Source organism: Azospirillum sp., assembly GCF_050789165.1.
In genome coordinates this window covers 31771-52007 of sequence record NZ_JBOZRT010000088.1, presented here as the reverse complement: position 1 = coordinate 52007, position 20237 = coordinate 31771, and the positions used below count along the sequence as shown (strand labels likewise).

The following is a 20237-nucleotide window of genomic DNA, read 5'->3' as shown; positions in this document are numbered from 1 at the left end:
GCCGACAGCAGGGCCAGGGTGGCGAAGCCGGCGAGCAGGGAAGTGCGGATCATGGGGCGGTCTCCTGGGTGGGGCCGGCGCTGCGCGTCCGGCGGGGGGTCTCGATGACCGGAACCCTACCCGACCCCACCCGGCGCCGATGTGAGCCGGGCCACAAAGCAACGCACTTCCCTGCCCCCCTCCGACTCCAGCGCGGTCAGCGGAACAGTCCAGGCACCACCTTGACGATGACGCCGGTTCGCGACGCGACCAGCAGCACGTCGCTGTTCACGCGGATCCACTGATGCCCGCGTGGCGCCGGGCGGAGGTGATAACGGGCCGGCTCCACGACGACGTAGCGCGCGGCACGATAGGACGGCGGCAACCTGTATCCGGGAGCCCAATGGCGCGCCTCGTACCCTCGCGGCCGGCGGTACTCCTCGACGCGGACTCTCTCATGATCCTCTCGACGGTCGCGGTCCCAGCGACGGCCATCCGGCCCTTGGTCATGCTGGACGCGTTGGAACCCCGCGTCTCGACCGTAGTCCCCGTCACGGGCGAAGGCGGCCGAACTGCCGATGCCGGTGATGGCCACGACGACGGCGAACATGGCAACGAACGGGCGTTTCATTGAGGTGCTGTCCTTTGTCAAAGCCGGGTCCAAACCCGACGATGGCATCGTGCGCCTGGGCTGTTGCTGGTTGATGTCCGCTGTTCGGGCCTTTGGTAACGCATCGTAACGATGGTACGCGCTGCCGCTTCCCGCCGGCCGCCGCCTGTCTTGACTGGCGGGAGGTGCCTTCGAGTCGGGAAACCACCCTCCCCCTGCGGAGAACGCGGCGACTCAACGCCGGACGCGACCGGGCACGCCCCAGGTTGCGGGGCCCACGGTTCGTTGCGGTTCGCCGCAAGTCGCTTTGCACTATTGGATAGTGTGTGGGACGCTGGCTGAGTTCGTCCCTGATTGGCCTTCCCGATCAAGAACTTGATCAGGGAAGGTGGCGGAGCGGGGGGGATTCGAACCCCCGGTACGAGTAATCCCCGTACGACAGTTTAGCAAACTGCTGGTTTCAGCCACTCACCCACCGCTCCCCGGTGGACACCCCCGTTTCGGGGGGCGCCGTGGTGGAAGCCGTTCTAGCGGCCCTGGGTGCCGCTTGTCAACGCCTTGCAGGGGAAATATTCCGGATCGTGGCAGGCGGAGCGGACGCACGTCCCCATGCGACACCCCGCACCCCATTGTGGCTCATTCGTGACAAATTCAGATAAAATTTTATAGACATTGCGCTCATCGCCGGGTAGCATCATCCCCATACAGAGAAAACCACCGGTTCGGGAGGCTGCCATGAGCCTGTCCAAGCGTTGCGTCGAAACCCTGCTGGATCTGGCCGAAATCAAGCTGAGCTGCCTGGAGATCACCGACCGCGAGGACGCGCGCGAGAAGGAGCTGCTGGAACGCTGCATCCAGGAGCTGCGCGCCGAATCCGAGGGCCAGGACGGCCGGACGCTCTCCTTCCAAGCCCCCAAGCGTCGCGGCCGCCGCCCCAAGCACCTGCAGTACCACGAGCTGCACGCGGCCTGACCGGCCGCGCCCCCGGTCACACCATCATCGGTTCGTCGGCGCGCTGCGGCACCGTCCGCGGCAGCACCAGAGTGAAGCGGGTGCCCTGCCCTTCCTGCGAATCGACCGACAGGCGGCCGCCCAGCACCTGGGTGACGGTGTTGAAGACGATGTGCAGCCCCAGACCGCTGCCGCCTTCCGAGCGCTTGGTGGTGAAGAAGGGGTCGAAGATCCGCGGCAGCACCGCAGCCGGAATGCCCTTGCCGTCGTCGGAGAACACCAGTTCCACCTCGTCGGCGCCGCGCGGCTCGACGGTGATTCGGATGGTGCCGGCCTGCCCCTCGGCGTAGGCGTGCACGATGGCGTTGATGGTCAGGTTGGTCAGAACCTGGCTGAGCGCGCCGGGGAAGCCGTCCATGGCGAGGCCCTCCGGGCACTCCACCTCCACCGCCAGGCGCGTGCGTTTGAGGCGCGGGCGCAGGCTGAACAGCACCTCGCCGATGTAGGTCTTGAGGTCGAAGGCGCGCCGCCCGCCGGACGACTGGTCGACCGCCACCTGCTTGAAGCTCTGGATCAGCTCCGCCGCGCGGTTCATGTTGGCGACCAGCAGCTTCGCCCCCTCGCCCACCGTGCCGAGATACTCGGTGAAGTCGCTGCGACGGATGCCGCCGCCCTCGAATCGCTCGCGCACGCGCGCGGTGGATTCGGCGACGTGGGTGGCGGCGGTCAGGCCGATGCCGATGGGGGTGTTGATCTCGTGCGCCACCCCGGCGACCAGCTGGCCCAGGGAGGCCATGGTCTCCGCCTGGATCAGGCTTTCTTGCGCCGCGCGGAGCGCGGCGAGGGCGCGCTCCGCGGCGTCCTTGGCGGCCTTCAGCTCGGCCTCCGCGGCCTTGCGGTCGGTGATGTCGTAGAGCCAGGTGAGGTAGGCGCTCTCGCCGTCGAACTCGATGGAATCCCAGGACGCCAGCACCCACACCACGCTACCGTCGGGACGGCGGAACGCCACCTCGGCGTCGCGGAAAGCGCCTTCGGCCTCCAGCCGGGCGCTCAGCCGCGCGCGCACCGCCGGGTCGACGTAGAGGTCGGGAATCGAGGTGCGCTCGATCTGGGCGCGGGTCAGGCCGAAGATGCGCGCGGTCTGCGGATTCGAGAACAGCCAGCGCCCATCCTTGCTGGAGATGTTCACCGAGATCGGCGATGCCTCGAGGATCGCCAGCAGGCGCTCCTCGCTGGCGCGCAGCAGCTCCTCCTGTCGGCGGCGGGCCGAAATGTCGGTCATGATGCCGGTGTAGCGCACCACCCGCCCGCTCTCGTCGAGCACCGCGCGCCCCTTGGCCTCCACCCACATCCAGGTGCCGTCTTCGCGGTGCAGGCGGTAGACGTACTCGTACGCCGCGCTCTCGCCGCGCAGGTGGGCGTGGGTGTGCGCCAGCACGCGGGCGCGGTCCTCCGGGTGCAGGCGCCGCTCCCAGAAATCGGGCGGCATGGCCGGAGTCGTCTGGAAGCCCAGCATGCGGGGAAAGGTGTCGGACCACCAGCAGGTGCCGGCCACCACGTCGGCGTCCCACACCGCGGCGTTGGTGGCCTCCAGCGCCATGGCGAGGCGCACGGCCATGTCGCGCTTCTCCGCCTTGGCCTGGATCTGCTGGCTGATGTCGTAGAACCACGTGATGTGGCAGCGCCGCCCGGCGTATTCGGTGAGCGCCGAAGTCATGGTGCCGACGTAGAGCTCGCCCGATCCGCGGCGCAGCAGCACCTCGTCCTTCGTCGCGGCGCCGGCGCGGTACAACCGCTCCATGTACTCTTCGCGCTGCTCGGGCCTGGCGTAGAGCGATGGGACGCCGTCGGCGGCGAACTCCTCCGCGGTCTGGCCAAAGACCTCAAGCGCGCGGGCGTTGCGGTAGAGGATCTCGCCGTCGCGGGTGTTGATGATGACGCCGACCGGCGCGGTGTCGAGCAGCGCACGCAGCCGCGAATCACCATCGGCATCAGTCGGCGGGGGCGGCGCGTCGTCCGGACGTTCGGCCCGGCGTCCCATCGCATAGCCGATCCACCCCGCCAGCACCGCCAGCGCGACGATCACCGTGACTGGCAGACCCAATGGATCCATCGAACCTCCCCGAGAAGGACACTGGAAACTTGCATTCGAGGAAATGCAATCCCTTTGTCATCGCAGGGTCAAAGATACGGGAGTATGCTGCACCGCCAAAATCAGTCATCACACTGCGCCAAAAATTCCATGCGCGCACAAAAAAAGACGCCGCGGAGCATACCCCGCGGCGTCCACAATGCGCAGCCGTGCCGAACGGCCTACCCGTTCAGCTTTTTCTGAAGAATTTCATTGACCAGCGCCGGATTGGCCTTGCCCTGGGTGGCCTTCATCGCCTGACCGACGAAGAATCCGAAGAGCTTGTCCTTGCCGGACTTGTACTCCTCGACCTTGTCGGCGTTGGCGGCCAGGATCTGGTCGATGGCGCCTTCGATGGCGCCGGTGTCGGTCACCTGCTTTAGGCCCTTCTCCGCAACGATATCCGCCGGCTTCTTGCCGGGCGTCTCGAACATGATCGCGAAGACGTCCTTGGCGATGCGGCCGGAGATGGTGTTGTCGGCGATCAGGTCGATCAGGCCGCCGAGGTCCTCGGCCTTGACCGGGCTCTGCTCGATCTCCAGGCCGGCCTTGTTGAGCGCGCCGAACAGGTCGCCGGTCACCCAGTTGGCGGCCAGCTTCGGGTCACGCCCCTTGGCGACGGTCTCGAAGTAGTCGGCCTTGGCCTTCTCGTTGACCAGCACGTTGGCGTCGTAGGCGGACAGCTTGAAGTCCGCCATGAAGCGGGCCTTCTTCTCGTCCGGCAACTCGGGCAGGGTGCGCTTGATGTCCTCCACCCACTCCGGATCCAGCTCCAGCGGCAGCAGGTCGGGGTCGGGGAAGTAGCGGTAGTCGTGCGCCTCCTCCTTCGAACGCATGGAGCGGGTCACCAGCTTGGTGGTGTCCCACAGCCGCGTCTCCTGGACGATGGTGCCGCCCTCCTCCAGCACTTCGACCTGGCGGCGCGCCTCGTACTCGATGGCGGCCATCACGAAGCGGATGGAGTTGACGTTCTTGATCTCGCAGCGCGTGCCGAACGGCTGCCCCGGCTTGCGCACCGAGACGTTGCAGTCGCAGCGCATGGAGCCTTCCTCCATGTTGCCGTCGCAGGTCCCCAGGTAGCGCAGGATCGAGCGCAGCTTGCGCACGTACGCCCCGGCCTCCTCGGCCGAGCGCAGGTCGGGCTCCGACACGATCTCCATCAGCGCCACGCCCGACCGGTTCAGGTCGATATAGGTCTTCGACGGGTGCTGGTCGTGCAGCGACTTGCCGGCGTCCTGCTCCAGGTGCAGGCGCGTGATGCCGACCGTGCGGGTCGAACCGTCCGGCAGGTCGAGCACCAGCTCGCCCTTGCCGACGATCGGCTGCAGGTACTGGCTGATCTGGTAGCCCTGCGGCAGATCGGCGTAGAAGTAGTTCTTGCGGTCGAACACCGAGTAATTGTTGATCTGCGCCTTCAGGCCCAGGCCGGTGCGCACCGCCTGCTCGACGCAGAATTCGTTGATGACGGGCAGCATGCCCGGGAACGCCGCGTCCACGAAGCTGACCTGGCTGTTCGGCGCGGTGCCGAACGCGGTGGCGGAGCCGGAGAACAGCTTGGCGTTGGACACGATCTGGGCGTGGACCTCCAGCCCGATCACGACTTCCCAATCGCCCGTTTCACCCTGGATGTAGGTCATGGTCTAACTCTCCGTCCCGCTCAGGCCATGAACGGCGGGGTGGCGGTGAACTGCGCGGCGTCCTCGATCACGCCGCCGACGCGGAACAGCGTCTCCTCGTCGAACGGCTTGCCGATCAGCTGCAGGCCCAGCGGCAACCCGTCGGCGCCGAGGCCGGCGGGGATGCTCATGCCCGGCAGGCCGGCGAGGTTGACCGGCACCGTGAACACGTCGTTCAGGTACATCTGGATCGGGTCGTCCATCTTCTCGCCGATGGCGAAGGCGCCCGACGGGGCGGTCGGCGTCAGGATGACGTCGCACTTTTCAAAGGCTTGGTCGAAGTCCCACTTGATGCGGGTCCGCACCTTCTGCGCCTGCAGGTAGTAGGCGTCGTAGTAGCCGGCCGACAGCACGTAGGTGCCGATCAGGATGCGGCGGCGGACCTCCTTGCCGAAACCGGCGCCGCGGGTGTTCTCGTACATCTCGTTGAGGCTGTTGCCCTCGACCCGCAGGCCGTAGCGCACGCCGTCGTAACGGGCGAGGTTGGACGAGCACTCGGCCGGCGCCACGATGTAGTAGGCGGCCAGCGCGTACTTGGTGTGCGGCAGGCTGATGTCCACCGGGGTGGCGCCGGCGGCCTTCAGCCACTCGATGCCCTTGCGCCACATCTCCTCGATCTCGGCCGGCATGCCGTCGACGCGGTATTCCTTGGGAATGCCGACGCGCAGACCGCGGATGTCGCCGGTGAGAGCCTTCTCGAAGTCCGGCACCGGCATGTCCACCGAGGTGGAGTCCTTCGGATCGAAGCCGCACATGGAGCGCAGCATGATCGCGCTGTCGCGCACCGTGCGGGTCATCGGGCCGGCCTGGTCGAGCGACGAGGCGAAGGCCACCACGCCCCAGCGCGAGCAGCGGCCGTAGGTCGGCTTGATGCCGACGATGCCGGTGAAGGCGGCGGGCTGGCGGATCGAGCCGCCGGTGTCGGTGCCGGTCGCCCCCAGCGCCACGCGCGCCGCCACCGCGGCGGCCGAGCCGCCCGACGAGCCGCCGGGCACCAGCTTGCGCGGCCAGTTGCCGGGCTCGCCCGGGCTCCACGGGTTGATCACGTCGCCGTAGTAGGACGTGATGTTGGCCGAGCCCATGGCGAACTCGTCCAGGTTCACCTTGCCCAGCATGACGGCGCCGTCGCGCCACAGGTTGGAGGTGACGGTGGATTCGTAGCCGGGCTGGAAGCCGTCGAGGATGTGGCTGGCGGCCGTGGTCAGCACGTCCTTGGTGCAGAACAGGTCCTTTACCGCGATGGGCAGGCCGTCCATCGGGCCGGCCTCGCCCTTGGCGCGCCGCGCGTCGGACGCCTTGGCCATCTCCAGCGCCTTGTCCGGCGTCTCGGTGATGAAGGCGTTGAGGGGGCGGGCCTTCTCCATGGCGCGGACGTGCGCCTCGGTCAACTCGACCGCGGTGAACTGCTTCTCGGCCAGCCCCTTGAGGGCGTCGGCCATGGTGAGGTGGGTGAGCTGGGTCATGTTATTCGACCACCTTCGGCACGGCGAAATAGCCCTCGGCCGCTTCCGGGGCGTTCTTGACGATGTCCTGCGGGTACCCGCCGTCGGTGACTTGATCCTGGCGGCGGCGCAGCTTCTGCGCGGCGACCGAGGTCATCGGCGGGACGTTGCCGGTGTCCACCTCGTTCAGCTGCTCCACGAAGCTGAGGATGTTGTTCAGCTCGCCCGCGAGGTGGCCGAGCTCTTCCTCCGGCACCTTGATGCGGGCCAGATGCGCGATCTTGGCCACGGTGGCCTTGTCGAGCGACATGCCTGGTACTCTCTTCCGCCGTATCGGGAAAAACGGCTCGGAAGCTAGCACCCGCGGCGGGGGTACGCAACGTTGCAGGGGCCTAGATTCGTTTCCCGCCCAGCGCCATCGCCTCCGGCTCGCGCGGGGGTGAAGCGACGCGCAGCCGCGCCAGCGCCGCCGCCACGTCGGCATCGGAAGGCGCCGCCGGGTCGGTACGGCATTGGTTGACCAGCACGAGGTCGCCCGCGGTCACGGACGTCGCGACGAAGCAGCCGTAGGCATTGCCGGACAGTGTCATCTCATAGCGCTCGAACGCGTAGACCCGGCCAGCGCCGAAAGTCGTCCCGCCACCGAGCGAGCGGCCGGAGCCGCCGGGCGGGATGAAGCGCTCGCGCACCTCGGCCGGCTCGGTGTGCTTGGAGATGAACTCGCCGTCGCCGGCCTGGCTGTAGAGGACGATCGTCTGCCCCGCGTCGCGCAGCCAGCGGGCGGTGAAGGTGTCCATGCCGCCGTGCTCCAGCCGGCGCAGTTCGTTCGGGCGCGGCCCGCCGTAGACCGGGTCGCCGAAGGCGATGGGCGAGGTGCGCGGATCGACCACCTCGCTGACCGGTGGGGCACCGGCGGCGGACTGGGCGGCCGCCCCGAATCCAAGCCCCACCACCAGCGCCGCAGCGACCCTCAGCATGGCGTCCTCCGGAAAGCGTCCTGTAAAGGCAAGGTGGAGCGCGGCCGCGCAAAGAAAACGGAACTGTTCGTCATACGTCCTTTTCGACCGTCGCTTTCGACGCCGCGAACGCTTGCCGGACCGAAGGCGTGCGCCTAAGGTTCGGCTCATGATCCGCACCCTCACCGACCTCGCCGCCGCGCTGCCCAAGGGGGCACGCCTGCTCGGCCTCGACCTCGGAACCAAGACCATCGGCCTCGCCGTGTGCGACCCGGGGCTGACCGTCGCCTCGCCGATCCAAACCATCCGCCGCTCCAAGTTCACCGAGGAGGCGAAGGAGTTGGCGCGCATCGTGCGCGACTACGGCGTCGGCGGCTTCGTGCTGGGGCTGCCGCTAAACATGGACGGCTCGCAGGGAGAGCGGGCACAGGCGACCAACGCCTTCGCGGCGACGCTGGTGCAGCGCGCCGACCTGTTCGGCGGCTGGGAGCCGGAGATCGCCTTCTGGGACGAGCGGCTGTCCACCGTGGCGGTGCAGCGCTTCATGACCGACGAGGCCGACATGACCCGCAAGCGCCGCGGCGAGGTCGTGGACAAGATGGCCGCCGCCTACATCCTGCAGGGCGCCATCGACTCGCTGGCCCACGCCCGCCGGCAGGCCGAGGCGGCGGCGCGCGAGGATGAGGACGACCTGGACGACGAGCGCGACGACTGACCGGCGATGGCCACCGTCGTCGGCGCGCTGGCGCCCATCTTCCTGCTGATTCTGGTCGGCCATGCCCTGCGGCGGTTCGAACTGGTGCCGGCGGCGTTCTGGCTGCCGGCCGAGCGCGTCACCTACGTGCTGTTCTTCCCCTGCCTGATCGTCGATGAACTGGCGCGCGCCAACCTCGCGGCGTTCGACGTGCTGCCGATGGCCGCCGCGCTAGTCGCGGCGACGCTCGCCGCGGCGGCGCTGCTGGTGGCCGGGCGCCGCCTGTGGGGCCTGGACGGGCCGGCCTTCACCTCGGTGTTCCAGGGCGGCGTCCGCTTCAACACCTACGTCGGCCTGGCGGCGGCGCGGGCGCTGTACGGCGCGCCGGGGCTGACGCTGACGGCGGTGGGGATCGCGCTGCTGATCCCGCTGGTCAACGTGCTGAGCATCATCGTGCTGTCCGGCCACGGCCGCGACGCCAGGGGAGCGAGCGCCAAGGCGATCCTCGGCGGGCTGGTGCGCAACCCGCTGATCGTCGCCGCGGTCGTCGGCGCCGCGCTGACGCTGAGCGGCGCCGGCAAGCCGCCGCTGATCGGCGACGTGGTGGAGATCCTGGCGCGCGCCGCGCTGCCGCTCGGCCTGCTGTCGGTGGGCGCCGGGCTGGACCTCGGCGCCATCCGCTCGGCCGGGCGCGGCGTGCTGGTGTCCGGCGCCGTGAAGCTGCTGCTGCTGCCGGCGCTGACGGCGGTGGCCTGCGTGGCGTTCGGGGTGGAGGGGCTGGCGTTCACCGTGGCGGTGCTGTTCAACGCCCTCCCCTGCGCGCCGAGCGCCTACATCCTGGCCCGCCAGATGGGCGGCGACCACACGCTGATGGCGACCGTCATCACCGTGCAGACGCTGCTGGCGGCGCTGAGCCTGCCGCTGGTCCTGGTGGTGTTGGGGTAGGCCGCGCCTTACGACACCACCGTCGAGCTGCCATCCGGATCGGTGCTTGTCTTCTGCGCCAACCCGTCGTCGCCGATCTCGTAATAGTCGCCTTTGAAGTCCACCCAGATGTGCTTGTCGGCGTGCAGCCCGGTGGGTTCGTCGAGGGTGCCGGCCGCCACGTCGATGCGGGCCGAGCCGATGCCCTCCCAGATCACGCCGGAGCCGCAGCGGGAGCAGAACCCCCGCCGCGCGTTCCCCGACGACTGGTACCAGGTCAGCGTCTCATCCTTCACGAGGCGCAGCCCGTCCTTCAAAAAGGTGGTGTAGGCGCCGACGTGGCTGTGCTGGCGGCGGCACTGGCCGCAATGGCAGAACGAGATCGGGCCGGGCTGCACAGTGATCTCGTAGCGGATGCCGCCGCAGGCGCAGCCGCCGGTCCAGACGCGGCGTTCGTCGCTCATGGCTCAACCCTGCCAGAACGGCTTGTCGGCCTCGCTGCCGGCATCGGCGCGCGAGATGCCGATGTCCTGCAGCAGATGGTCGGGCAGCGCCTCCAGTGCCCGGCGTTGGCGCCGCCGCTCCTGCCAGGTGGCCAGCGTGTCGGTGGCGCTGACCACCGCGCGGCCGACCGCTTGCAGCAGGCCGTTCGCCGGCCGCGAGGTCGTGCGGGCGAAGACGGTGTTCGTGCTCTGGCTCATGGCTTCGTCTCCCTATCGAACTGCGTGGCGATGAGTGTGTTTCCGAGAAGGAAGATGGCCCACCCGGTTCTTGCGGACAAACGACGCTTTCTCATAGGATCGATTAGGAAACCTAATCCGACCGGAGCGCCCCGTGAGCCGCCGCCTGCCACCGCTCAACGCCTTGCGCGCCTTCGAGGCGGCGGCCCGCCTGCTGTCCTTCACCAAGGCCGCCGACGAGCTACACGTTACCCAAGCTGCGGTAAGCCATCAGATCAAGGGATTGGAGGAATGGCTGGGGGTGCCGCTGTTCCGCCGGGTGAACCGCGGGCTGGTGCTGACGGACGCCGGGCAGACCTACCTGCCGCCGTTGCGCGAGGCGCTGGACCTGATGGCCAGCGCCACCGAACGGGTGATCCGCCGCGACGCCACCGGCACGCTGACCATCTCCACCATGCCGAGCTTCGCGGCGAAGTGGCTGGTGCTCCGGCTGGGGCGGTTCCAGGCGACGCACCCGGAGCTGGACGTGCGGCTGCACACCACCTCGCAGATGGTGGACTTCAACCAGCAGGACGTGGACGTGGCGATCCGCTTCGGCAGCGGCGACTGGCCCGACCTGCGCGTCGAGCGCCTGCTGAACGAGGACATCTTCCCGGTGTGCTGCCCGAGCCTGCTGCCGACACTGGCGACGCCCGCCGACCTGAAGAAGCACACGCTGCTGCACGACGACTACATCGTCACCTGGGGCGACTGGCTGGCGCTGGCCAAGGTGGACGGGATGGACGCCACGCGCGGCCTGCACTTCACCGATTCGTCGCACACCATCCAGGCGGCGATGGAGGGCCACGGCGTGGCGCTCGCCCGGCAGGTGCTGGCCGCCGACGACCTCGCCGCCGGCCGGCTGGCACGGCCGTTCGACGTGGCGCTGACCGGGCTGTACGCCTACTACTTCGTCGCCCCCACGCACTATTTCCAGCGCCCCAAGGTCAAGGTGTTCCGCGAGTGGCTGTTCGCCGAGGTCGAGGACTACGCGGCGCGCATGGGCCTGCCGGAGCGGGCGTAGCGCAGTGCCCCCTCCCCGTCCCTCCCCCCGCTGTTGCGGGAGAGGGGGCTGCCGACGCGACGGCGGAGTTCCCTCCACCGCGAAGCGGGGGAGGGCTAGGGAGGGGCAACCACACGCCTCTCACCACCTTGCGGGCCGCCCGCGCCGCTCCTATAGTCGCGCCCCATGACCGGACCAGCCGCAACGCGATTCCCGCACCGTCACCTGCTCGGCATCGAGGGTTTGACGGCGGGTGAGATTTCCCTCGTCCTCGACCTGGCCGACGGCTACGTCGAGCACAACCGGAAGCCCGTGGTGAAGGAGCAGCTCCTGCACGGGCGGACGGTGATGAACCTGTTCTTCGAGAACTCCACCCGCACCCGCACGTCGTTCGAGCTGGCCGGCAAGCGGCTGGGCGCCGACGTCATCAACATGTCGGTGGACGCGTCCTCGGTGAAGAAGGGCGAGACGCTGATCGACACCGCGGCGACGCTGAACGCCATGCACGTCGATGCGCTGGTGGTGCGGCACTCCGAATCGGGGGCGGTCAAACTGCTGTCCGACAAGGTCAACTGCGCGGTCATCAACGCCGGCGACGGCAACCACGAGCACCCGACGCAGGCGCTGCTGGACGCGCTGGCGATCCGCCGCCGCCTCGGCCGGCTGGAGGGACTGATCGTGGCGATCTGCGGCGACATCCTGCACAGCCGCGTCGCCCGCTCGAACATCCACCTGCTGAACGCCATGGGCGCGCGGGTCCGCGTCGTCGGCCCGCCGACGCTGGTGCCGAGCGCCATCGAGCGGCTGGGCTGCGAGGTGCACCACACCATGCTCTCGGGCCTCAAGGACGCCGACGTGGTGATGATGCTGCGCCTGCAGAACGAGCGGATGAGCGGCCAGTACGTGCCCTCGACGCGCGAGTACTTCTACTTCTACGGCCTGGAGTACGAGAAGCTGGAGGTCGCCAAGCCGGACGCGGTGATCATGCACCCCGGCCCGATGAACCGCGGCGTCGAGATCGATTCCGAGGTGGCCGACGACCTGAAGCGCTCGATGATCCTCGACCAAGTGGAACTCGGCGTCGCCGTGCGCATGGCCGTCCTCGACATCCTGACCCGCGACCGCCGGGGAGCCAACTGATGACCGCCCCCATGTCCAATCGGGTCGCTTATGTGAACGCCCGCCTGCTCGACCCCGCCACCGGCCTGGACGCGCCGGGCGCGCTGCTGACCGATGGTACAAAGATTGCCGACCTCGGCCCCGGCCTGTTCAAGGACGGTGTGCCGGAGGGGATCGAGGTGGTCGACCTCGGCGGCCAGTGCCTCGCCCCCGGCCTCGTCGACATGCGCGTCATGGTCGCCGAGCCCGGCAACGAGCAGAAGGAGACGATCAAGAGCGTGTCGCGCGCGGCGGCGGCCGGCGGCGTCACCTCCATCGTCTGCCTGCCCAACACCACGCCGGTGCGCGACGACGTCTCGGGCCTGGAGTTCCTCGCCCGCCGGGCGCGCGAGGTGAAGCTGGTCAAGGTCTACGCCTACGCCTCCGCCACGCGCGGCGCCCAGGGGTCGGAAATCACCGAGATGGGCCTGCTCTCGCGGGCCGGCGCGGTGGCCTTCACCGACGGCATCCGGGCCATCGAGAGCGCCAAGGTGATGCGCCGCGCGCTGAGCTACGCCAAGGGCTTCGGCAAGCTGATCATCCAGCACCCGGAGGAGCCGAGCCTCGCGTCGGGCGGCATGATGAACGCCGGCGAGATCGCCACCCGTCTGGGCCTCACCGGCATCCCGCGCGAAGCCGAGATCATCATGATCGAGCGCGACCTGCGCCTCGTCGAGCTGACCGGCGGCCGGCTGCACTTCGCGCACGTCACCACGGGCGAGTCGGTGGAAATCATCCGCCGCGCCAAGGCGCGCGGCCTCGCGGTCACCTGCGACACCGCCCCGCACTACGTGGCGCTGACCGAGACCGACGTCGGCGAGTACCGCACCTTCGCCAAGGTCTCCCCGCCGCTGCGCGGCGAGATGGACCGCCGCGCGGTGGTGGAGGGGCTGGCCGACGGCACCATCGACGCCATCGCGTCCGACCACATCCCGCAGGACCAGGACTACAAGCGCCTGCCCTTCGGCCAGGCCGAGTTCGGCGTGATCGGGTTGGAGACGCTGCTGCCGCTGACGCTGGAGTTGGCGCACAAGAAGAAGCTGTCGCTGCTCCAGGCGCTGGCCTGCGTGACCTGCAAGCCGGCGGACATCCTCGACCTGCCGGCCGGCCGTCTGGCCAAGGGAGCCTCCGCCGACCTTCTGGTCTTCGACCCGGAGGTGCCGTGGACGGTGGACCCGGCCGCCTTCAAGTCGAAGTCCAAGAACTCGCCCTTCGAGGACCGCCCGGTGCAGGGCCGGCCGCTGCGCACCGTGGTGGACGGACGCACGGTCTGGCAGGCGGAAGGCTGACCCGGTGCTGACTCTCGCGGCAAGCGCCCTGCTGGGCTACCTGCTGGGCTCGATCCCGTTCGGGCTGGTGCTGACGCGGCTGGCCGGTTACGGCGACATCCGCAAGATCGGCTCCGGCAACATCGGCGCCACCAACGTGCTGCGCACCGGCAACAAGCCGCTGGCGCTCGCCACGCTGCTGCTCGACAGCGGCAAGGGCGCCATCGCGACGCTGCTGGCGCTGTACCTCGCCGGGCACGACGCGGCGCTGTTCGCCGCGGGCGGCTCGCTGCTCGGGCACAGCTTCCCCGTGTGGCTGGGCTTCAAGGGCGGCAAGGGTGTGGCGACGACGCTGGGCGTGCTGCTGGCGGCGGCATGGCCGGTGGGCGTGGCCGCCTGCCTGACCTGGCTGGTGGTGGCGGCGCTGTTCCGCATCTCGTCGCTGTCGGCGCTGGTCGCGGTCGGGCTGAGCCCGGTCACCGCGTGGTTCCTCGCCGGGCCGGACGTGGCGGCGCTGTGCCTGCTGATCGCCGTGCTGGTGTTCGTGCGGCACGAGGCGAACATCCGCCGCCTGCTGAAGGGCGAGGAACCGAGGATCGGCGCCAAGAAGAAGGCGGCGTAAGCCGCCGCCCTCCTCTGCGACCGGTCCTCACCCGCCCAGCCGCAGGTTCTCCTGGAAGGCGAACTTCAGGAACGCCTTGAGGTCGTCGCCGTAGCGCTCGAACCGCACCGACACCTGCCCCTTCTGCGGGTTGACCGAGAGCACGATGAACTCGGCCTGGGCGGTGATGTCCATGCGGTCGGCCATCGACAGCGAGGCCTTCACCACCTCGCCGCGGCGGAACACCGCCTCCTGGTCGTAGATGCGGAAGCACATGCCGCCCAGCGACCAGTTGCGGGTGTGGTGCACGCCGCGCTCGGTCTGCACCATCACCACGGGGCGGACGTAGCGCTTGTGCCGGCGCTGCTCGGTCGGCGTCGTCGGGCGCGGCGGCGGGGCGGATTCGGGGGACGGCGGGGCGATGCCGCTGCCCTCCAGCTTGGCGCCGTCCAGCTTGGCGTTCAGCAGGATGGCGGCGCCGAAGTCGGCGTTGCGCAGGTCGGCGAAGGACAGGTCGGCGCCGTCCAGGTTGGTCGGCCACGGCTTGCCGCCGGCCAGCATCAGCGGCTTGGCGTTCGCCCCCGCCAACTTGGCGGCGCCCAGGTGGGCGCGGCGCAGCGTGGTGCCGCGCAGGTCGGCCTCGCCGAGGTCGCCGCCCTCCAGGTCGCAGTAGGAGAGGTCGGCCATCTCCAGCCCCACTTTGCGCCACCTGGCCCTGGGGAAGCGGCAGCGGCGGATGCGCGCCGCCGACAGGATGCGGCCGGACAAATCGGTGTCCGGCACCGTGACGAGGTCGAGGTCCAGGCGCTGCCCCTCCCGCCCTTCGCTATCCACCCAGCGCTCGTGCGCCGCCACAGCCTCCATGAAGGCGTCCTTGTCCATGGTGGTGTAGGACGGCTGCGCGATGGCGTCGGGCGGCAGGGCGAAGGGGATGTAGGTGCGGCTCAGCGTCGCCGGATCGATCACCGTGCCGTTGAAGGCCGCGCCGTCCAGCGTGGCGCCGCTGAGGTCGGTGCCCACCAGCACCGCGCCGGTCAGCTCCGCGCCCGACAGGTCGGCGTCGCCGAGATCGGCGCCCGACAGGTCGCAGCCGGCGAAGTTCGCCCCGGCGAGGATCGAGCGGTCCATCTGCGCCTCGGTCAGGCGCGCCGCGCCGCCCTGCGTCTTGCCCGCCCCACCGTCCGCCATGACGGCGCCGGCGCGCAGGTCGGCGCCGCGCAGGATGGCGTCCGTCAGCGCCGCCTTGTGCAGGTTGGCGCCGCGCAGGTCGGCGGCGGAGAGGTTGGCGGCGGTGAGGTTCGCCCCCTCCAGGTCGGCGCCGAACAGGTCGCACTGCGACAGGTTGGCGCCCATCAGCTTGGCGCCGCACAGGCTGGCGCCCGACAGCTTGGCGCCGGTCAGGTCGATCTTCGGAAGGTTGAGGCCGGTCAGGTCGCGGAAGCTGAGGTCGGCGCGCTTGCCGCCCTTGCGCTTCAGCCAGTTCTGGTGGGCGATGATGATGCCCTTGATGTTCTCGATCTCGGCCTGCGTCCGTTCCGCCATAGGCTTGCTCGACCTGTCCAGAGTGATTAACCGATTGTCCGGGGAGCGGCATGATACACGCAGCCGCAGGCATTCCTCACCACCAAAGCGCCCATCGCGATGCGTCCGTTTGGCGCTTCGACCATGCAGACAATTTTAACCAATTGGAAGCTATATCGTGAAGCGTGGAATCATCTCTGGGGCCGGCGGGGAAGCCGATGACCGATGCGAAGCCGTCGCTGAAGGCGCGCCTGGAAAAGGTCAAGCAGACGCTGCTGCCGCTGAACCGCGGCGTGAAGGCCCAGCTCTTCGACTATCTGGTCGATAAGCAGCTGACCAGCGACCCCGTGGGCGCGCACATCGCCGCGGCGCTGCTGGAGGTGCTGAACGGCAACCGGACGGAGCACGCGCGCCGGCTGTGGACCGGCTGGCTGGAGCCGGTGATCGTCCGCGACGACGAACTGCTGTACGCCGAGCGCCGCCTGCCCGGCTGCGTGCACATCGCCGACGCCGGCGGCTGGTGGCGGGCGCTGTCGCCGCGCCTTGCCCACGTCGCCGTGGCGATCCAGGGCACCATCGAGGAGCGCAGCCGGACCATGCCGCTCGACGGCATCTTCGCATCCGATTCCGCGCGCCAGTGGGCGGACATGCTGCGCCTGGAAAGCCTCGCCAAGCTGTCCGCCCTGCGCGCGGTCCCGCAGGCCCGCGCCAAGTTCCTCGCCGCCGCCAACGCCGAGCGGCTGAAGCTGCTGCCCACCGCCGACCGGGGCGCCCCGGCGCCACTGGACGCCGGCGACTTCGACACGCTGTTCACCGTGCTGGAGGCCGCCCCCGCCTGGACCGACGTTCCCCGCCCGGCGCACCAGGCCGAAGCCGGCGAGATCGTCGCGCTGGTCGAAGGGCTGCTGGAGCGCTCGTCCCGGCGGCCGGAGGCGGCGGCCCTCTACGCCGCGGCGCACGTGCACGGCCGCGCCGAGCCCTCCACCGCCGTCGTGCTGCACCACGAATTCGCGCTGCCGCTGGTCGATTCGGCCATCGTCGCGCACCTGCGCTTCGCCGGGCAGCGGCTGCGCGAAGCGATGCGCCAGGGCCTCGGCGCCCGCGGCGCCGGCGGTGCGCGCATGCAGCGCGCCGCCCACCCGGACACGCTGCTCGACCGCTACTTCGGCTGGTACGACGCCGCGCACGCCGCCCACCTCGACCAGAACCAGCGCTCGGAGGCCGAGATCCGCGCCTCCATCGGCGAGCTGCTGACCCTCCTGGAAGAGGAGCTGATCCCGACGCTGACCCGCCGCATCTTGGAGCTGAACGAGCACGTGCCGCCCGCCGCCGCGCTGTCCGGGGTGCGGTTCGTGCGGCAGTTCAAGGACCGGCTGTGGCGGCGCGGGCTGGTCGCCTCCCCCAACCCCTGGCCGCCGTCGGTGGGCGAGCACCTGACCGGCCTGTTCCGGCAGATCGTCGCCTCCCCGCGCGAGGACCGGCTGGCCACCCTGGCGCACCTGACGGAGATCGCCGAGCTCGTCGGCTACCCGGTTGAGATCACCGCGCTGGACGAGGGGCTGCTGAGCGTGGTGCGCGAGGCGCTGCCGAACCGCGTCCGCTGCGGCCCGGCCGAGCTGCGGCTGATCGAACGCGTTCTGGCTGTGGCGGTGAGCGAGCGGCGCAAGTCCCGCTGGTGGATCTCGGAAGAGATGCGTACCTTGTTGGCGGAGACCGAACGCCTCGACCCCGAGCTGCTGCGCACGGCGGCCGCGGCGTCCACCTCGTGAGGACCGATGGGCGCCGATGCCTGACGTACGAATCCGCTGGAGCGAGGCGCTGGCCGTCGGCGCCGCCGCGCTCGACACCGACCACCAGCACCTCTTCGCGCTGACCAACGACGTGCTGGCGGCCATGCTGGACGGCCGCGGCCCCAACGTCGTGAAGGCCGCGCTCCGCGATCTGGAGGCCTACACCCGCCAGCACTTCAGCCGGGAAGAGGCGCTGCTCGACGAGACCGGCTATCCCGAGGCGGAGGCGCACAAGGCCTCGCACGCGCACCTGCTGGCCCAGCTGGAGAAGATCCGCGCCATGGCCGGCGAGGGCCAGCCGGAGCGGGTCGCCCGCTTCCTGCAGTCCTGGATCCTCGACCACATCCTCGTCGCGGACATGGACTACGCCCGCTTCCTGCGCAAGCGCGCCCGCAGCGAGGCGCCGGCCGAGGTGGCGCAGAAGATCCTGGTGGTCGAGAGCTCGCGATTCTTCGCCGCCGTGCTGCAGGAGGAGATCCAGGCCGCCACCGGCCTGACCGTCGAGACCTGCGGCACCTTCGCCGAGGCGCGGCTGGCGCTGCGGTCGCACGGGCGGGAGTATCTGGTGGCGGTGCTCAACGTCATCCTGCCGGACGCCGCCGACGGCGCCGTCGCCTCTCTGTGCCGCGAGACCGGCGTGCCGACCGTGGTGTTCTCCGGCACCTACTCCGAGGACCTGCGCGAGCGCCTGACCGCCGAGGGCGTCATCGACTACATCGTCAAGGACACGCCGGCCAGCATCGGCCAGCTGGTCTCGGTGATTCGCCGGCTGGTGCGCAACCGGCACGCCAAGGCGCTGGTGGTGGACGATTCGGTCACCTCGCGCTCCTACATCGGCGACCTGCTGCGGCAGTACAATTTCCGCGTCCTGCTCGCCACCAACGGCCAGGAGGCGCTGGAGCAGCTGGCCGAGCACCCGGACGTCAGCCTCGTCATCAGCGACTTCCACATGCCGCGCATGGACGGCATCGAGATGGTGAAGCGCATGCGCGCCACCCACTCCAAGGAGCGGCTGTGCATCATCGGCCTGTCGTCGGGCGGCGGCACGGCGATGTCGGCGCGCTTCCTGAAGGCCGGCGCCAACGACTTCCTGCCCAAGCCGTTCCTGCGCGAGGAATTCTACTGCCGCGTCGCGCAGAACATGGAGCTGCTGGAGCTGATCACCTCGCTGCGCGAGGTGTCGACCACCGACTACCTGACCGGGCTGTACAACCGCCGCCACTTCTACGACGTCGGCGAGACGCTGTTCGCCAGCATGCAGCGCGGCACCATAGCGCTGACCGCGGCGATCCTCGACATCGACCATTTCAAGCGGATCAACGACACGCTGGGCCACGACGCCGGCGACCACGTGCTGAAGGCGGTGGCCCGCAACCTGCGCGCCATCACCCGCGAGGCCGAGATCATCGCCCGCATCGGCGGCGAGGAGTTCGCCGTGCTCGCCATCAACCTCGCGCCGGAGGGGGTGTACGGCTTCTTCGAGCGGCTGCGCGCGGCGATCTCCGGCATCGAGGTGACCATCGACGGCAAGACGGTCCCGGTGACCGCCAGCATCGGCGTGAGCACCGGCACCGCCGGCAGCCTGGACGCCATGATGAGCAAAGCGGACGAGATGCTGTATCTGGCGAAGCGGTCGGGACGGAACCGGGTGGAGGTGGGGTAGGTTGCGGCCCCCACCCCATCCCTCCCCCGCTTCGCAGGGGAGGGGGCAGAGCGGCGGAGTTCCCTCCCCTGCGAAGCGGGGGAGGGCTAGGGAGGGGGCAAACGCCACTTACGACCGCCGCCCGACCCACACCTCCGGGTTCACCAGATGCAGCGGCTGGCGCCCGGCCAGCGCGTCGATCACCGATTCCGCCACCATCAGCGCCATGCGCACCAGGCACTCCTCGGTCGAACTGGCGGTGTGCGGGCTGAGCGCCACGTTCTCCAGCCCCAGCAGCGGGTGCCCGGCCGGCAGCGGCTCGCGCGAGAACACGTCGAGGCCCGCCCCGGCGATGCGCTTCTCCCGCAGCGCCTCGACCAGCGCGTCCTCGTCCAGCGTCGGACCGCGGCCGGTGTTGAGCAGCAACGCCGTGGGCTTCATCAGGGCCAGTTCGCGCCGGCCGATCAGGTTTCGCGTCGAGTCCCGCAGCGGCAGGTGCAGCGACACCACGTCGGCGGCGTGCAGCAGGTCGTCCAGGCTGTCCACCTTGGCGTAGCCCAGCGCCTCGATCTGCTCCTTCGGGGCCGACGGGCTGTGCACGATGACGCGCATGCCGAAGCCGTGGTGCGCCATGCGCGCGGTCGCCCGGCCGATGTCGCCGAAGCCGACGATGCCCAGCACCTTGCCCGACACCTCGGCGAAGGGCAGCCGGTAGCGCACGTCGAAGTCGCCGGCCTGCGCCGCCCGGTGCGCCGGCACGATCTGCTTGGCGAGCGCCATCATCAGCGCGATGGCCTGCTCGGCCACCGACACCGTGTTGCCGCCCGGCGTGTTGGTGACGGGGATGCCGAGGGCGGTGGCGTGCGGGATGTCGATCTGATCCACGCCGACGCCGTGGTTGGCGACGATGCGCAGCCGGGGCGCGGCGTCCATCGACGCCGCCTTCAGCCCGGCGTTGCGGGTGATGGCGGCGTCGGCGTCGCCGATCAGCGGCACCACGTCCCTGGTGTCGGCGGAGGGCGCGCGCTTCAGCGCGATCCCCGCCTCCTCCAGCCGGCGCTCCCCAGCGATGTGGATCGGCTGGACGATCAGGCAGACGGGGGCAGTCATCGCAGGTCTCCCCAAAAAGGAGCCGTCATCCCCGCGAAGGCGGGGATGACGGAAAGATGGCG

Annotated in this window: 19 protein-coding genes and 1 tRNA gene; 9 read left to right on the top strand and 11 right to left on the bottom strand. The window is 69.7% G+C overall.

Annotated elements, in window-relative coordinates:
• Positions 1–196: 196 nt before the first annotated feature.
• Both ACRWK7_RS19245 and ACRWK7_RS19240 read right to left on the bottom strand, forming a co-directional pair.
• Complete coding sequence (locus ACRWK7_RS19245) at positions 197–610, bottom strand: RcnB family protein (protein WP_431857904.1); 414 nt, start codon at positions 608–610, stop codon at positions 197–199.
• A gap of 368 nt (positions 611–978) precedes the next feature.
• Positions 979–1071: transfer RNA gene (locus tag ACRWK7_RS19240), tRNA-Ser, on the bottom strand.
• Positions 1072–1324: 253 nt separating this feature from the next.
• Here ACRWK7_RS19240 and ACRWK7_RS19235 point away from each other — a divergent pair.
• Positions 1325–1561 carry a hypothetical protein gene (locus ACRWK7_RS19235; protein WP_431857903.1) on the top strand — a complete coding sequence of 79 codons (237 nt, stop codon included), beginning with the start codon at positions 1325–1327 and terminating at the stop codon, positions 1559–1561.
• A gap of 16 nt (positions 1562–1577) precedes the next feature.
• Here ACRWK7_RS19235 and ACRWK7_RS19230 read toward each other — a convergent pair whose 3' ends face one another.
• The 5 genes from ACRWK7_RS19230 to ACRWK7_RS19210 form a co-directional block, all read right to left on the bottom strand.
• Positions 1578–3653 (bottom strand): PAS domain S-box protein, encoded by a 2076-nt coding sequence (locus ACRWK7_RS19230; protein WP_431857902.1) that lies wholly within the window; start codon positions 3651–3653, stop codon positions 1578–1580.
• Between the two features lie 200 nt (positions 3654–3853).
• On the bottom strand, positions 3854–5308 hold the full coding sequence (gene gatB / locus ACRWK7_RS19225; RefSeq protein WP_431857901.1) for an Asp-tRNA(Asn)/Glu-tRNA(Gln) amidotransferase subunit GatB: 1455 nt from the start codon (positions 5306–5308) through the stop codon (positions 3854–3856).
• A gap of 20 nt (positions 5309–5328) precedes the next feature.
• Entirely contained in the window at positions 5329–6810 is a 1482-nt protein-coding gene (gatA, locus tag ACRWK7_RS19220) for an Asp-tRNA(Asn)/Glu-tRNA(Gln) amidotransferase subunit GatA (protein WP_431857900.1), read from the bottom strand.
• A 1-nt stretch (position 6811) separates the two neighbouring features.
• A complete protein-coding gene (gatC, locus tag ACRWK7_RS19215; protein WP_431857899.1) occupies positions 6812–7099 on the bottom strand; it encodes an Asp-tRNA(Asn)/Glu-tRNA(Gln) amidotransferase subunit GatC in 288 nt (95 codons plus the stop codon).
• 82 nt (positions 7100–7181) lie between these two features.
• Positions 7182–7766 (bottom strand): hypothetical protein, encoded by a 585-nt coding sequence (locus ACRWK7_RS19210; RefSeq protein WP_431857898.1) that lies wholly within the window; start codon positions 7764–7766, stop codon positions 7182–7184.
• 148 nt (positions 7767–7914) lie between these two features.
• On the opposite strand from ACRWK7_RS19210, the gene ruvX reads away from it, so the two are divergent.
• Positions 7915–8460 carry a Holliday junction resolvase RuvX gene (ruvX, locus tag ACRWK7_RS19205; protein ID WP_431857897.1) on the top strand — a complete coding sequence of 182 codons (546 nt, stop codon included), beginning with the start codon at positions 7915–7917 and terminating at the stop codon, positions 8458–8460.
• 6 nt (positions 8461–8466) lie between these two features.
• Entirely contained in the window at positions 8467–9384 is a 918-nt protein-coding gene (locus tag ACRWK7_RS19200; RefSeq protein ID WP_431857896.1) for an AEC family transporter, read from the top strand.
• A gap of 8 nt (positions 9385–9392) precedes the next feature.
• Here the strand turns inward: ACRWK7_RS19200 and ACRWK7_RS19195 are convergent, their stop codons facing one another.
• Together ACRWK7_RS19195 and ACRWK7_RS19190 are read right to left on the bottom strand one after the other, a co-directional pair.
• Positions 9393–9827 (bottom strand): GFA family protein, encoded by a 435-nt coding sequence (locus ACRWK7_RS19195; RefSeq protein ID WP_431857895.1) that lies wholly within the window; start codon positions 9825–9827, stop codon positions 9393–9395.
• Between the two features lie 3 nt (positions 9828–9830).
• A complete protein-coding gene (locus tag ACRWK7_RS19190; RefSeq protein WP_431857894.1) occupies positions 9831–10064 on the bottom strand; it encodes a DUF1127 domain-containing protein in 234 nt (77 codons plus the stop codon).
• Between the two features lie 133 nt (positions 10065–10197).
• Here ACRWK7_RS19190 and ACRWK7_RS19185 point away from each other — a divergent pair, with 133 nt between their 5' ends.
• The 4 genes from ACRWK7_RS19185 to plsY all read left to right on the top strand — a co-directional run bounded on the left by ACRWK7_RS19185 (position 10198) and on the right by plsY (position 14133).
• Entirely contained in the window at positions 10198–11106 is a 909-nt protein-coding gene (locus ACRWK7_RS19185) for a transcriptional regulator GcvA (protein WP_431857893.1), read from the top strand.
• A 165-nt stretch (positions 11107–11271) separates the two neighbouring features.
• The gene (locus ACRWK7_RS19180; protein ID WP_431857892.1) at positions 11272–12225 is read left to right on the top strand and encodes an aspartate carbamoyltransferase catalytic subunit; all 954 of its coding nucleotides are present in this window, start codon (positions 11272–11274) and stop codon (positions 12223–12225) included.
• A complete protein-coding gene (gene pyrC / locus ACRWK7_RS19175) occupies positions 12225–13532 on the top strand; it encodes a dihydroorotase (RefSeq protein ID WP_431857891.1) in 1308 nt (435 codons plus the stop codon). The genes ACRWK7_RS19180 and pyrC overlap by 1 nt, the downstream gene beginning before the upstream one ends.
• Before the next feature lie 4 nt (positions 13533–13536).
• On the top strand, positions 13537–14133 hold the full coding sequence (gene plsY, locus ACRWK7_RS19170) for a glycerol-3-phosphate 1-O-acyltransferase PlsY (protein ID WP_431857890.1): 597 nt from the start codon (positions 13537–13539) through the stop codon (positions 14131–14133).
• A 27-nt stretch (positions 14134–14160) separates the two neighbouring features.
• Here plsY and ACRWK7_RS19165 read toward each other — a convergent pair whose 3' ends face one another.
• A complete protein-coding gene (locus ACRWK7_RS19165) occupies positions 14161–15654 on the bottom strand; it encodes a pentapeptide repeat-containing protein (protein ID WP_431857889.1) in 1494 nt (497 codons plus the stop codon).
• Positions 15655–15851: 197 nt separating this feature from the next.
• On the opposite strand from ACRWK7_RS19165, the gene ACRWK7_RS19160 reads away from it, so the two are divergent.
• Positions 15852–17402, top strand: coding sequence for a hypothetical protein (locus tag ACRWK7_RS19160; RefSeq protein WP_431857888.1), 1551 nt, complete (start codon positions 15852–15854; stop codon positions 17400–17402).
• 16 nt (positions 17403–17418) lie between these two features.
• A complete protein-coding gene (locus ACRWK7_RS19155) occupies positions 17419–19086 on the top strand; it encodes a bacteriohemerythrin (protein ID WP_431857887.1) in 1668 nt (555 codons plus the stop codon).
• Between the two features lie 108 nt (positions 19087–19194).
• On the opposite strand, the gene ACRWK7_RS19150 is transcribed toward ACRWK7_RS19155, so the two are convergent.
• Entirely contained in the window at positions 19195–20175 is a 981-nt protein-coding gene (locus ACRWK7_RS19150) for a hydroxyacid dehydrogenase (protein ID WP_431857886.1), read from the bottom strand.
• Positions 20176–20237 lie beyond the last annotated feature (62 nt).